The organism is Siphonobacter aquaeclarae (genome assembly GCF_900103285.1).
Classification (GTDB): Bacteria; Bacteroidota; Bacteroidia; order Cytophagales; family Spirosomataceae; genus Siphonobacter; species Siphonobacter aquaeclarae.
In genome coordinates this window covers 680,728-694,304 of record NZ_FNGS01000004.1, presented here as the reverse complement: position 1 = coordinate 694,304, position 13,577 = coordinate 680,728, and the positions used below count along the sequence as shown (strand labels likewise).

The window sequence follows — 13,577 nt, the reverse complement described above, 5'->3', positions numbered from 1 at the left end:
TCCGATGAAATTCAACATATACCACGGGCTTATACTGCTGACGGCCTGCCTGCTCAGCGCCTGCAACGATAAATTTCTTGACCGGAAACCCGATGACCAACTCGATGAGTCTCAGGTTTTTACCCGGTATAACAAAACCAACCAGCTGGTTACCGACCTCTATGCCAATGTCAAGTGGGCCAACCGTCCGCTGGTGTTCTTCAACCACTTTTCGTCGGCGCCGGTAACCGACGAAGCGGAAGGGTCGAATGCCGAAGGCAGTCTGACCAATAAATTCAACGCCGGCGACTGGAGTCCGGCAGGTATGCCCGACCGGAGCGACTGCGGGCAGTATTGGTGGAGTTTGTACAGCAAAATCCGGGAGTCGAACGTGATTCTGGAAGGCATCCGGAAGTACAAAACCCCGGACAACCCCCTCCAGGAAGGCGACCTGAGCCGGCGCATCGGTGAAACGATGTTCATGCGGGCCTACCTGCATTACCTGCTGATCCGGATGTATGGAGAAAGCGTATACCTGACGCATTCCGTCAAGGCAACCGACCCGATGGATTTCAAGAAGGAATCCTTTCATTCGATGGTCGAGAAAATTGTGACGGATTGTGACTCAGCCTATGCCCGGGTACCGGCCAACTGGGGCGGCGCGGATTTCGGACGGATCGACAGAGGCGCCTGCCTCGGCCTGAAAGCCATGGTGCGCTGGATGGCCGCTACCCCGCTGTGGAACGGAGGTGCCCTGCCCAACGATACCCGGCAGTTTAAGTCGGAGTATGCGTTTGACCAGACCCGCTGGGTCAAAGCCCGTGACGCCGCAAAGGCGGTGCTGGATTTTCGGGGTGACGGCGGCCTCCGCTACAGTCTCTACACCGGCCATGATGAAACCGATTTTAAGGACGATGCCGGTGTGAACAACAACAATTCCAAAGTATATGGCCGGTTGTGGGACCTGTACTACAGCATGGACGCTTACCAGAAAGAAGCCGTCTTTTTTGTCACCCGGGATAAGGATAACAACTGGCAGGGGGATATCTACCCGCCGAGCTGGGGAGGCAGTTCCCGGCAAATGCCGGTGCAGGAGCAGGTCGATGAATATGAATACATTGCCGCCGACGGCTACGGGTATCCTGTGTATGGCTCCCGGGCAAAAGCCGATGGGTATGACGACGAAAATCCCTATGAATCCGTACGCCGCGACCCGCGTTTCTACCGCGACGTCATTTACCACGGTGCTACTTTCAAAGGAAAAGTTATCAACACGGCGGAAGGCGCGGATAAAGTAGGGGCAACCAACTCGTCGACTACCGGCTATTTCCTCCGCAAACTACTCCGCGAATCCTGGAACCGGGATAAGAGCTTCTCTATCAACGGTCCTCCGGTATGGCGTCTGCCTGAGTTCATCTTTATTTATTGCGAAGCGGTGAACGAGACTACGGGCCCCAATGCCGAGATTGCCGGATTGCTCAATCAGGTGCGGAAACGCTCGTTTATGGCGCCGATTCCGCCGGCCGCTGCGTCCGACAAAAAGCTGATGGACGAATACATCAAGCGCGAACGCCGGGTCGAACTGTTCTACGAAAACAACCGGATCTGGAGCAGCCGCCTGTACCTCGAGCCAAGCGCCACTACCGAAACAGCGAAAGAGGCTGCCTGGCAGAGCGCCGGAAGCACCAACGACGAGCGCTCCCAGAAGTACTGGCCTTATCCGAAGGCGCAGCGCATGATCAACGGCATGCGTCCGGTAGAGGATTCCGACGGAAAAATCGTCGTCAACGGGAAGAAGTACAAGATGAAGCGCTTCTTCGTCGAAAGCCGCGTCTTCCTCGCGCCCCGGCATTACCTCTTCCCGATTATGCAAACCGAACTGGAGCGAACGCCGACGCTGGGGCAGAATCCGGGGTGGTAGAGAAGCGGTTTTCAGTTTACGGTTTACGGTTTACAGTTTGGGGTTTAGGGTTTAGAGTTGGGGGCTGGCAGGTGTGCCAGCCTCCGTTGCTTTCGACGTATCCAGTCGCCTGCCGTGCGTAGCATTTGCTACGCACTTTTTAGTTGGTAGGCTGCGCCTACCGTCATTCAAGTTAAAGAATTGAAAAGGCTATCTACTGGTTGTCAGAAAACAAAACAGTAGGCGCAGCCTACTAATTAAAAAGTGCGTAGCGGATGCTACGCACGGCGGGCGACCATACTTGCCTGCGGCAAAGAAGTACTGTCAACCTTATTTCTTATAAAAAAGGGACCGGCATGCTTGCCAGTCTCCCTTGCTTTCGACGTATCCAGTCGCCTGCCGTGCGTAGCATCCGCTACGCACGGCAGGCGACCATACTTGCTCACAAAAAAAGAACTGCCCCCATGCCAATCCAGATTACACACGCACGGCAGGCACCCGGGCGCGCCAAAGCAAAGGGCCGGCATACCTGCCAGCCCCAACTCTAAACCCCAAACTGTAAACAGTAAACCGTAAACTGAAAACCGCTTCTCTACTTTGCCAGCGCATCCCACAAAATCTCTGCCGGGTGCAGCGCCGTGCGGCCCGTGCCGTCGTGGATCTGGTGGCGGCAGCTGGTGCCGGCCGCGGCGATGATGACTTCCTGGGGTTGCTTGCGCACCGTCGGAAAGAGTACCATCTCGCCGATTTTCATCGAGACATCGTAATGCTCGGCTTCATAACCAAAGCTGCCGGCCATCCCGCAGCATCCGGACGGAATGAGCTGTACTTCGTAATTCGCGGGAAGCGAAAGGATCTTCTTGCTGGGTACCAGTGAACTGACCGCCTTCTGCTGGCAATGTCCGTGGAGTTTGATGAGGCGTTTTTCCGCCGTGAATTGTTCCGGGCGGATACGCTTTGCGTCGACCTCACGGGCCAGAAACTCTTCAAATGTAAGGGCATTTTTCCCGAGGCGGGCAGCTGCTTCTGCGAGATCCGCATCGACCAGATCCGGGTACTCATCCCGGAAGGTGAGGATAGCAGACGGCTCTACACCCACCAGCGGCGTTTCTTCCGAGATGATGTCTTTCAATTGACGGACATTCCGGTTGGCTACTTCTTTTGCTTCTTTCAGTAATCCTTTGGAAAGCTGAGGGCGGGCCGACTGAAGGTTTTCACCCGGAAGACGTACATCATACCCGAGCTTTTCGAGCAGCCCGACGACCTTCTTCCCGATTTCCACATCATTGTAGTTCGTAAACTCATCTGCAAAGAGGTAAACAATTTTACCGTTTGCGGGAGTAGCGGACCGCTTTTTCCACCAGCTGTTAAACGTCTGGGGTGCGAGGAGCGGCATGGTCCGGTCGGGATGGAAACCCACTACCCGGTTGGCAATGCGCCGCAACGCCGGCGTATCAAAAATGGCGTTGTAGGCCCAGGGAGCCATACTTGCCATTTTGTTGAGCGAACTGAAGCCTGCGATGAGGCGCGACCGCATCGGGACTCCCTTCTGCTCGTAGTAATGCTGGAGGAACTCCATCTTGAGCTTCGCCATGTCGACGTTTGAGGGGCATTCCGCCTTACAGCCCTTACAGAGCAGGCAGAGATCCATGACCTCCTTGATTTCGTCGTGTGCGAATCGGTTGGGCTGCGTCGAGTTGGTCAGAAACTCCCGGAGGATATTGGCCCGGGCCCGGGTAGTTTCCTTTTCGTTGCGCGTGGCCATGAAGCTCGGACACATAGTGCCTCCGCTCAGGTGCGATTTGCGGCAGTCGCCCGATCCGTTGCATTGCTCGGCATGCTGGAGTACGTCCTGGTCGGTATACCGGAAATAGGTATTAAATGCCGGCGTTTGCTGGCCCGGGGTATACCGCAGGAAGGTATTCATCGGCGGAGTATCGACGATCTTGCCCGGGTTGAAGATATTCTCCGGGTCCCAGAGCGCCTTTACTTCCTTCATGAGTGCATAGTTCTTCTCGCCGACCATCCAGGGAATAAACTCCCCGCGGAGGCGCCCGTCTCCGTGCTCACCGGAGAGGGAACCGTTGTATTTCTTAACGAGGCGGGCGATTTCTTCAGCGATAAGCCGGAACTGCCGGTTGCCTTCTTCCGTCTTCAGGTTGATAATCGGGCGAAGGTGGATTTCCCCCGAGCCGGCGTGGGCATAATGCACCGCACTCATGCCGTTTTGGTGGAGGATATCGTTGAAGTCCCGGATAAAATCGGGGAGGTCATAGATATCCACCGCTGTATCTTCAATAACCGCTACCGCCTTTTCATCTCCCGGCAGGTTGGAAAGCAGGCCGAGACCGGCTTTCCGGAGCGCCCAGATTTTGCCGGTATCCGCGCCGAACAACAGGGGGAAATGATAGCCAAGACCCGCCTGACGCATGTCGGCTTCCACCTGCGCGGCGAGGATTTCGATTTCTTCCCGGGTATCGCGCTTGAACTCGACCACCAGGATCGCGCCGGGGTCTCCGTCTACGAAAAACCGGTTTTTACGTTGTTCAATACTGCTCTTCGTGCACTCAAGGATGTAGTGGTCGATGAGCTCGGAGGCTGATGGCTTGAACTGCATGGCGATGATATTGGCCCGCAGCGCTTCGTCCACCGAATTAAAATGTACACAAATCAGCCCGGTTTCCTTCGGCGGAAGCGGGTTGACGTGCAGCTTGATTTCGGTCAGAAAGCAGAGGGTACCTTCCGAGCCGGCAATGAGCTGGCAAAGGTTGAAATCCGGTCCGCCCGGTGTAAACGGCTCCGCGTGGAGCAGCATGTCGATGGCGTAACCGGTATTCCGGCGTTCGATGCTGGGTTTCGGAAAGTTGGCCCGGATTTCTTCCTGGGTAACAGGGTCCGAAAGCAGCTCAATCGTCCGGTCGTAAATGTGTTTTTCAAAGGGGTTTTCCGGAGAAACGGCAATGCGGCCGTTGACCGCCGGCCGGTCGCTGAAAATAGCTTCCGAGCCATCTGCGAGGAGGGCTTTTACTTCCAGCACGTGTTCCCGGGTGGAGCCGTATACGACTGAGTTAGAGCCGCAGGAGTTATTCCCGACCATCCCGCCGATCATGGCGCGGTTGGCCGTGGAGGTTTCGGGTCCGAAGAGAAAACCGTATGGCTTGAGGAACATATTCAGCTCGTCGCGCACAACGCCCGGTTGTACCCGTACCCAGCCTTCTTCCGGGTTAACTTCCAGAATCCGGTTGAAATACTTCGATACGTCGACCACGATACCTGCGCCGACGACCTGCCCGGCAAGGGAAGTACCTGCGGTTCGCGGAATCAGCGAAGTCCGGTGCTCCCGCGCAAAGGCAATCAGGGTTTTGAGGTCCGATTGGGTTTTGGGAAGGGCGACAGCGGTAGGAAATTCGCGGTAAGCCGAAGCATCGGTGGCATACAGCGTCCGCATGGTATCGTCGTAATAAAATTCACCTTCGAGGCGTTGGGCAAGGTCGCGTAGGGCTTCGGTCGGTAAAGGGGAATTCACTCCAGCCGTTGTCATCATTCGTTTTATTGCATTCGGGACTGCAAATGTAGCCTAAATCCATAGACCAGAAACGAAAAAAGGTACGGAACGGGTCCGTACCTTCATTTGAATGGGGGAAAGGAAAAGCAGGTGGGTCCTGCCGGATGATTACTTGACGAATACCATGCGCGTCGGCTGGTCGGTAGAAAGATCTACCTCTTTCTTCAGCGTCGTTTCGCCGTCCGTCACTTCAAAGCTGTATTTGCCGTCGGTCAGGCTGTTGAGGTCGAAGCGGCGGGCATAGCCGGTGGCGTTCTTGGCGATGGTTTCGGTGAAGAGGATTTCACCTTTGGCGTTGCGCAGGGTAACGGCCAGTCTCTTGCCTTTTACTTTTTCGAGGAGGAAGTTTACTTTACCTTCCTGGCCTTTGAAGACGTTGATTGCGTACGACGTCTTAGCGGTTTCTTTCGGATCTTCGAGGGAAGCAGCTTTAACGCTGGTGAAAGAGAGGGCGAAAAGAGCGATGGCGAAAAGAATGTTGGTTTTCATGGCTTTATACGTTTTAACGAATGGTTTGATTTTCATGGCTTTGTGTCAAGTCCTTGCGGCTGATTGACGATTCAAAATTGGCTGAAATTTCAGTACTATGCAATGCAAAGTAGTATGTATGGCTTTGCAGTGTGATGAACGGTTGCCGGCTACTCACTTTCCGTTCTTTTCTGCTGAACTGAAATTCGAACTAAGGATGAGGGAAACCGGCCCGACGTTGCAGCAGGAGTGCTTTTTTGCGCATTTCAGGGATGAGCGGAGATTTGGGAGGGGTGAGCGGCGGAAGGTACGTCAGTCCTGATTCAGCGCCAGGTACCAGCGACCGTGAATAAGTCTCAGATATTCAAGCGAAGCAGTGGATCGCTCCGGAAGGCAGACAAACGTACCGGCCCCGGAACGAAAAGAGATATCTGTTCGGTCCTTACCCGTGCGAATAAAAAAGACATCTTGTTCAGCCATTTGAGATACCAGGCCGGAGAGGGCAAGCGAGTCAATGCCATGCCTGTTGAGAAAAGTGTTTTCCGGTAACCTACTCCCTTTCTTTCCCCGGCAATTAACCTCCGTGCCGTTGAGGAAGGTAATACATCCGCCGTGCTGAGAGATGGTTTGAAGGCCCGCTACACGATTAACTTTGGCTACGAGATTTGTCAGAGCCGTTTCCTTTGTCAACCGGAAACGATATGCCGGAACATATTCGTCTGCTGCCCACCAGACCCCCCAGAAAAGTAAACAGGTCCAAAGGGAGAAGACTCCCCAGCGATGCCTTGATGGACGATCCGGTTCGTTAAGGGTATAGATATGGTACTGGATAGCCAGAATTACCAGACAAATAAACCAGATAAATAGCGTCTGGGGGAAGAGACCGAAAAGAGCAGAGATCGGTTTCGTCAGGTAATTAAAGCAAACATAGAAATATGGAAAAACGGAAAAGACAATGAGAGAGAAGAGAAGGCTCTTTTTCACGAAAGATAAGTGGAAGAAGGTAAGACGATTAGCACTATTTAGAAAAAGCAACCGCTAAAACGGATTCCAGAGATACCACGGACCCCGAAGGTGTTTGTATAACGATCCCGCCGGCGAAGGCATCCCGGTAGCGTGCAGGTAAGTACGGCCTGATTCAGTATGCAACGAGATATCGCCGTTTGCGTCACAACTCACGGAGATGACGCCGTTACTCTTCATAGCAGTCCGGAGAGCCAGAACATCTTTCCAGTTTTTCGGGGAAGTACCGGCTTCATTGCCCGTGGAGCGGTAAAATTCCGGCTCCCTGTTCGGAAACAGGTGGTGTAACGCTGGAACTTCCTCCACCTGACGGACAACTTCCGTCAGACCCGGTTCATCGATCCAGATCAGTCGACCGAGGGGTATCAGGTAGCCGATCGACCACCATACCGGAAAAAAAAGAAGAACAGACCAGCTACAGTAAAATCCCCATCGCAGCCGTTCAGCCGGATTTTCTTCTTCAACTGTCAGCCGATAGTAAGCAATCCATATAATCAGTAACAGGAGAAGGCCGACGAAGAATATTTCGAAGTACGCCATAAATGTCAGGCTTTCGCTAAATACATGCCTGTACAGTAGATATGCGTACTGGGCACCGATACTGGAAAGAATCGCAATGCGGGGAAATGACTTCATGAGCTGGATAAAGTACTTTGAATTGCAAAGTAAAATCAACCTCCTCCATTCTTCCAAATTTCCCCAATAAAAAAGCCTTCTTCCCCCCGAAGGAAAAGAAGGCTTTTAAAAGAAATGAATTGATAATCAGCGCACTCCTGCCAGGTTTTCCAACTCATTCAGCGCCAGGCGAAGGCCCATCTGCGCGGAATACAGATCCTGCTCGGCTTTGGCGAGGTTGGCTTTGGACTCCAGCAGGTCCTTGTCGAGCTTGAGGCCGGCCTCGCGGGCGTTGGTTTTCAGGCGTATTTCTTCCCGGCGGAACCCGGCTGCTTTTTCGGCGACCGCCACCAGGCGCTGCGTCTGGGTTACCTTGCGGTAGGCTTTGCCGATTTTGGCGGAAACATCGTCACGGGTATAGGCGAGGTATTCTTCCGCCTGCTTTTTCTGGGAAGCGCGCTGGTTTTCCCCGGCCTTCCGCTTCCCGAAATCATAAATATTCCAGCTCAGGTTCAGGCCCAGAAAGTAGTTATGGCCGGGTAGATCGGCAATCAGATTCTGATACGTATACCCACCGATGACCCCGATGTTGGGCAGCTTGTCTTTCCGGGCCGCTTCGATGCCATAGTCGGCCTTGGCGATGGTCTGTCCCGCCAGTTTGATATCCGGATTACCCGATTGTGCCTGGTTGAGGTACCAGGACAGCGGCTGTACTGTCTGCGCCAGCCCGGTCAGTTCTTCCGGTACCAGTTGCGTGGTATCGGTGCTGCCCAGCAGGTTTTTCAGATCGGCCTGGTAGTCTTCCATCTGATTCGTGATCTGGAGGATTTTCTGCTCCTGATTGGCCAGGTCTGCCTGAAGGCCTACTTTGTATACTTCATCGGTTTTTCCGGCAGCCAGTGCGCTTTCGACATCGTATAGTTTGGCCTGCGTCAGGAGAACGTTGACACGGGCTTCGTCGAGTTGCTTCCGGTTGATGAGCAGGCCGTAATACAGCTTTTCCACTCCTTCCAGAATACCCAGTTCCGCTTTGGATACCTGTGTCTTCGCGATGTCCACGTCGGCTTCGGCCACTTTAACCCCCACCTTGATCTTGCCGAGCTGGCTGATGGGCTGGTACGCCATCACCGAACCAAGCAGCAGGTTGTGCTTTCCTTCAAACAGCTTCACGTCCTTCTGTGGCAGGGGATTGCCGCCGAGGTTGCCGAAGGAGCCCGCCGGAATCGCCAAATCCTTCGTAATGCCGTTGAAGATGTAGTTTCCCGATGCCATCAGCATGGGTTTGTTTTTGGTCCGGGCTTCGGCAACCTTGAATTCGTTTTCCCGGACTTTTTCCTGCTGGATCGACAGCAGGCGGTTGTGTTGCAGGGCCTGCTCCTTCGCTTTTTCCAGGCTGATGGACTGCGCCCCGGCGTGCGTCCCGGCTATCGCCAGGATCAGCAGAATGCCTATCTTTTTCATGCGTGTGTTTCGGTTCCGACGAGGTATTCCTTGTCCTTCGGTTTGATGAATTTGACGTACAGCACCGGGACCGTCAGCAGGGCCATGATCATGGACCAGACGACGCCCACCGCGATGACGCTCGCCAGCGGACTCCACATCGGGGAGCCGGACAGGATCATCGGCAGTACCCCGATGGCCGCGGCCATCGCCGTGAGGAAGATCGGGCGGAGCCGCCGCTTGCCGGATTCCATCGCCGCCGACGGAATATCCATGCCGTGTTTCAGCAGCTCGTTGGTATGGTCGACGAGGATGATGGCATTCCGGACAACAATCCCCGAAAGACTGATCAGTCCCACAAAAGCGGTGAATCCGAAGTTATTATGCGTCAGCAGCAAACCGAGGAAGGCGCCAAAAAGACTCAGCGGGATCGTCAGCATGACCAGCAGGGCTTCCTTGATACTCCGGAACTGGAACAGCAGGATCAGGAATATCAACACGATACTGATCACCATCACCACTACCATCTGGCTGAAGGTTTCTTTTTGTCCTTCAAATTCGCCGCCGTACTCGATGCGGTACCCTGCCGGCAGCTGAATTTTGGCAATCTCCGGCTGTACTTCCTTCAATAGTTCAGAAGGCAGTACCTGGTCTTTGGTTTCGCTCTGTACTGTCAGCGTCCGGACGCCGTTGCGGTGCATGATCCGCCCGGTTTGCCAGGACGGCGTCAGGTTGGCAATCTGGCGGAGCGGCACCGATGAGCCCGTAGCGGGCGAGGGCAGGTAGGTATTCTCCAGGTCTCCGAAATTCCGTCGGTTGGCCTCGTCGAGGCGCACGGCAATGTCTACCGGCGTATTGCCTTCGTACATGGTTGTCACCGGTGCGCCGTTGAAGCCCGCATAGATGGTCTGCGCGATGGAAGAAGTCGTGAAACCCAGCCGGTTTGCCTCGTCCTTCAGGTTGATATTCACCCCGTAATAATCTTCCATAAAATCCCGCCGGATAAGGGCGCTGCCGCGCGCCTGGCGCAGAATTCCTTCGACCTGATTGCCCAGTTCCTTGAGGGTATTGAGGTCTTCTCCGACAATACGAACCTCTACCGGGGCTTTCGTTACCGTACCCTGCTGCATCAGTTTCACCTGCGGGCGGCCTTCGGGTACCAGGGCGTCGACCTGATGGGTCAGCTCTTCGGCCATAGCCTGAGCCGAGGCGATATCCGTGGTATTGATGAGTATCTGCGCATAGTTTGTCACAGGTACTTCCGGCGAGAAGTTGTAGTAGAAGCGGGGAGCGCTGGTACCGGTGAAGGTGGCATAGCTTGTCACGCGTTTGTCTTTCTTCACGACGTCCTCCAGCTTGCCGATAGCCACCTGGGTACGTTCGAGCTTGGTACCGGTGGGCATCCAGAGTTCGACCACAAACTGGTTTCGTTCGGCGGCCGGGAAGAACTTCTGCCGGATTTGCGTAAACAGGAGCCCTGCCAGTACTACCGTGACCAGACTCGCCGCGATTGTCAGCCAGGAGTGTTTCATGCACCATTCGATGGCCCGGTCGTAACCGTTCTGCATGCGGTCGAGCAGAGAAACGCGCTTCTTCTTCTGCGGTTCAGCTGAATGGTCATGCAACCCCTTTTTGATGAACGTATAGCAAAGCAGCGGCGTCAGAATCATCGCGACGATGAACGAAGCCGCCAGGGCAATCGCCACCGTAATCGGCAGGGCGAAGATGAATTCCCCGACAGATCCCGTCAGAATAATCATCGGCATGAACGAGGCAATGATCGTAATCGTCGCCGCCAGAACGGGGACTACCAGGTCGCTGGCACTGCGCCAGGCGGCCGTCCACCGCTCCACACCTTCATCGAGCAACTCTACATAGTTGTCCGCAATGACAATCGCGTCGTCCACCACCATCCCGAGTACTACAATCAGCGCCGCCAGCGATACCTGGTGCAGCTCGATGCCAAAGGCATGCAGCAGGGCAAAGGTGACGGCCACCGTCATCGGAATAGCCATCGCGGCCACCGTTGCAATGCGGAAGGGGAGGAGCAGGATCACGACGACAACCACCGAAACAATCGCGAGGAAAAACTCCCGGATGAAGTGGCTGACGTTTTCGTCTACCAATTCGGGCTGGTCGACAACCGTTGTCAGGGTGACATCAGCCGGAAGCAGCTTTTTGACCGCTTCCACCTTCCCGTTTACCTCTTCCCCGAAACGCACAATGTTATTGCCTTCCTGCATTTCAACGGCAAGCATGAGTGCCTTGTGGCCGTTGACCGTCGTCAGGCTGGTGGGTTCCTGGTACTGCCGGGTGATCGTCGCGACGTCTCCGATGCGGATCACTTCCCCGGTTTTCGAGGTGCCGACAACCTGATTCGCGATCTGGTTTTCTGTATTGTAGTAGCCGTTGGTATAAAGGGGCACTTCGGCGGTGCCGGTTTTGACATTCCCGGTCGCGTTGATCGAGTTCTGCGATTTCAGCACCTGAATCACCTGCGAGAACTTGATGCCGTACTGCGCCAGCTTTTCGGAATTGCTCGTGAGAACGATCTGCTCCTTCTGCTCGCCGATGCGCTTGATTTTCGAGACCGCCGGAATCGTCCGGAGTTCGTCCTCCAGCTTCTGGGTATAGTCTTTCAGCTGATTGTAGGAGGCTTTGTCGGACTGGACGCCGATGACCAGCGCCTCCGTATCTCCGAAATCGGAATTGACAATCGGGCCGCGTACTCCTTCGGGCAGCGCCAGGGTTTTGGCGATGAGGAGTTCGTGCCGGAGCTTGCTCCAGAAAATATCCGGGTCTTTGACTTTGTCTTCGAGTTCGACGTTAATGACTACTGCGCCATCGCGCGTGGTCGAAAAGGTCTTCGATTTCTTCACCTCTTCAAACTGAAAGAGGTACTGTTCGAGCTTTTTGGTGACCTGGTCTTCCACCTGCGCCGACGTAGCGCCGGGGTAAAAGGCCAGCACCAGCCCCGTCCGGATCGTGATTTTGGGGTCTTCCCGCCGGGGCATGGTGAGCAGGGAGTGTACGCCGACGGCAAAAACCATCAGCAACACCGTCAGCGTCACCTGCGCGTATTTCAGGGATGATTTGACAAGATTCATGAGAAAGTCGGTTAGTGGGTCGTGTCAGAAGAAATCGTAACAGGTGATCCGTCGTGCAGTTTCTGCTGCCCGCCCGTGACGACCTGCTCGCCGGGTTGGATACCGGAAACGATTTCCAAAACGCTGTCGGTCAGGCGACCGATCGACACTTTCCGCTTGAACGCCTGTTTCCGGGCGGGGTCGGCGACAAACACATAGGCAGTGTTGTCTGCGTCACGCAGCACGGCTTCGGCCGGGAGGCCCAGGATTTCCTTCTTTTGGGACGACGGCAGGGTTACTTCGGCAATCATACCCGGCCGGATAAGGAGTTTCGGGTTGGGAACGTCGATTTTGACGGAAAACGAACGTGTCGTCGCGTCGGCAGCGGAACCTACTTCCGTGACTTTCCCGCTGACTGTTTCATCTAACGCTGCGATATATACCCTGGCGTCCTGGCCGAGACGTACCCGGCGCAGCTCCGATTCCGGAATCGCGGCGTTGACCTTGACCTTCCGGATATCGGACACCACAAAGAGGGGCATACCCGAGCCAACGATCTCGCCGACTTCCGTCATCTTCTTCAGTAATACGCCGGAAATGGGGCTGTACAATTTGGTGTCCGACAGGTTTTTGCGCTGAAGACCGGCCTGCGCCTGCGCCTGCTTGAGTCCGTTGCTGATTTTGGAGAAATCGGCATCGCTCAGGCTGTTGCGGTCGTGCATGAGCTTCAGGCGATTGTACTCGTCTTCGACCTGCGCGGCGCTCGCGCTGGCGGCGTCCACGCCAAATTGATAGCTGGCCGGGTCGAGGCTGGCGAGTACTTTGCCGGCGGCGACGGGTTGGCCTTCCGCCGCGGCGATGTAGTTGACTTTTCCGGCGACGAGAAATCCGAGGCGGACAGTTTTACTGCCTTCGACGTTTCCGCTGATGGAGATATCGCTCGAAACGGGCGTCAGTGCCGCGGCGCGCGTCAGAACGGGAATCGGCGAAACGGTAGCTTCCTGAGTTGCTTGCCTGGGGTGGCAGGCTTCTGTTCCGGCAAGAAGGCCGGCCAGCAAAAGAAGACGTGACTTCATGGGTACGTTCGTTTTTAGGATGAAAGGTTTCGGATCGCTTCGGCGGGTACTCCCAGAAAGAGGAGGTACTCCCGGACCGATTCCGTGAGATCGGGATTTCCGGATAGTATAAAGCGGACCGGCTGTCCGTCGGACCGGTTTACCACCGACTCCAGGTAATCGAAGCAGGCGGGTTCCGGCAGAAACGGCGGTTCCGTTGTGATCGGCAGCAAAAGGGAAGAAAAGCGCCCGGGCCGGGAGGCCTTCGCGAGGTCGTCCGGGGCAGTGGGTTCAGAAAAATAAAGAAAGTAAACGGATTGTACTTCTTTTCGAAGAAGGAAATCCAGCGCGGTTTTCCAGTTATTTCCGTTTTCTGAAACCAGTACCAGCAGGCTGTCGGTCGGCGTTGTCGGCGTGTCCATGAGCTTTTTCCCTGTTGACGGGCA

9 protein-coding genes are annotated in these 13,577 nt (G+C 55.1%); 1 reads left to right on the top strand and 8 read right to left on the bottom strand.

Annotated features, from left to right (window positions below; all coding sequences use genetic code 11):
• Positions 1-4 precede the first annotated feature (4 nt).
• Positions 5-1,900 carry a RagB/SusD family nutrient uptake outer membrane protein gene (locus BLR09_RS13255; protein WP_093202780.1) on the top strand — a complete coding sequence of 632 codons (1,896 nt, stop codon included), beginning with the start codon at positions 5-7 and terminating at the stop codon, positions 1,898-1,900.
• Positions 1,901-2,471: 571 nt separating this feature from the next.
• Here the strand turns inward: BLR09_RS13255 and BLR09_RS13250 are convergent.
• The 8 genes from BLR09_RS13250 to BLR09_RS13210 form a co-directional block, all read right to left on the bottom strand.
• Positions 2,472-5,327, bottom strand: coding sequence for an FAD-binding and (Fe-S)-binding domain-containing protein (locus BLR09_RS13250; protein ID WP_394331407.1), 2,856 nt, complete (start codon positions 5,325-5,327; stop codon positions 2,472-2,474).
• Positions 5,328-5,552: 225 nt separating this feature from the next.
• A complete protein-coding gene (locus tag BLR09_RS13245; RefSeq protein WP_093202778.1) occupies positions 5,553-5,933 on the bottom strand; it encodes a hypothetical protein in 381 nt (126 codons plus the stop codon).
• Positions 5,934-6,224: 291 nt separating this feature from the next.
• Positions 6,225-6,947: a hypothetical protein gene (locus BLR09_RS13235; RefSeq protein WP_093202773.1), complete on the bottom strand. Its 723-nt coding sequence runs from the start codon at positions 6,945-6,947 to the stop codon at positions 6,225-6,227.
• Positions 6,948-6,950: 3 nt separating this feature from the next.
• The gene (locus BLR09_RS13230; RefSeq protein WP_093202770.1) at positions 6,951-7,571 is read right to left on the bottom strand and encodes a hypothetical protein; all 621 of its coding nucleotides are present in this window, start codon (positions 7,569-7,571) and stop codon (positions 6,951-6,953) included.
• Positions 7,572-7,697: 126 nt separating this feature from the next.
• Complete coding sequence (locus BLR09_RS13225) at positions 7,698-9,011, bottom strand: TolC family protein (protein WP_093202768.1); 1,314 nt, start codon at positions 9,009-9,011, stop codon at positions 7,698-7,700.
• Positions 9,008-12,097 carry an efflux RND transporter permease subunit gene (locus BLR09_RS13220; protein WP_093202765.1) on the bottom strand — a complete coding sequence of 1,030 codons (3,090 nt, stop codon included), beginning with the start codon at positions 12,095-12,097 and terminating at the stop codon, positions 9,008-9,010. Before BLR09_RS13220 ends, BLR09_RS13225 begins: the two co-directional genes overlap by 4 nt.
• An 11-nt stretch (positions 12,098-12,108) precedes the next feature.
• Positions 12,109-13,152: an efflux RND transporter periplasmic adaptor subunit gene (locus BLR09_RS13215; protein ID WP_093202762.1), complete on the bottom strand. Its 1,044-nt coding sequence runs from the start codon at positions 13,150-13,152 to the stop codon at positions 12,109-12,111.
• Positions 13,153-13,166: 14 nt separating this feature from the next.
• Positions 13,167-13,553 carry a hypothetical protein gene (locus tag BLR09_RS13210; protein WP_093202760.1) on the bottom strand — a complete coding sequence of 129 codons (387 nt, stop codon included), beginning with the start codon at positions 13,551-13,553 and terminating at the stop codon, positions 13,167-13,169.
• Positions 13,554-13,577: the final 24 nt, after the last annotated feature.

What these genes read in the sequence shown, in the direction of transcription:
- BLR09_RS13255 (WP_093202780.1), top strand. Translation starts at nt 5, where the DNA reads ATGAAATTCAACATATACCACGGGCTTATACTGCTGACGGCCTGCCTG.
- BLR09_RS13250 (WP_394331407.1), bottom strand. Translation starts at nt 5,327, where the DNA reads ATGCGGACGCTGTATGCCACCGATGCTTCGGCTTACCGCGAATTTCCT.
- BLR09_RS13245 (WP_093202778.1), bottom strand. Translation starts at nt 5,933, where the DNA reads ATGAAAACCAACATTCTTTTCGCCATCGCTCTTTTCGCCCTCTCTTTC.
- BLR09_RS13230 (WP_093202770.1), bottom strand. Translation starts at nt 7,571, where the DNA reads ATGAAGTCATTTCCCCGCATTGCGATTCTTTCCAGTATCGGTGCCCAG.
- BLR09_RS13225 (WP_093202768.1), bottom strand. Translation starts at nt 9,011, where the DNA reads ATGAAAAAGATAGGCATTCTGCTGATCCTGGCGATAGCCGGGACGCAC.
- BLR09_RS13220 (WP_093202765.1), bottom strand. Translation starts at nt 12,097, where the DNA reads ATGAATCTTGTCAAATCATCCCTGAAATACGCGCAGGTGACGCTGACG.
- BLR09_RS13215 (WP_093202762.1), bottom strand. Translation starts at nt 13,152, where the DNA reads ATGAAGTCACGTCTTCTTTTGCTGGCCGGCCTTCTTGCCGGAACAGAA.
- BLR09_RS13210 (WP_093202760.1), bottom strand. Translation starts at nt 13,553, where the DNA reads ATGGACACGCCGACAACGCCGACCGACAGCCTGCTGGTACTGGTTTCA.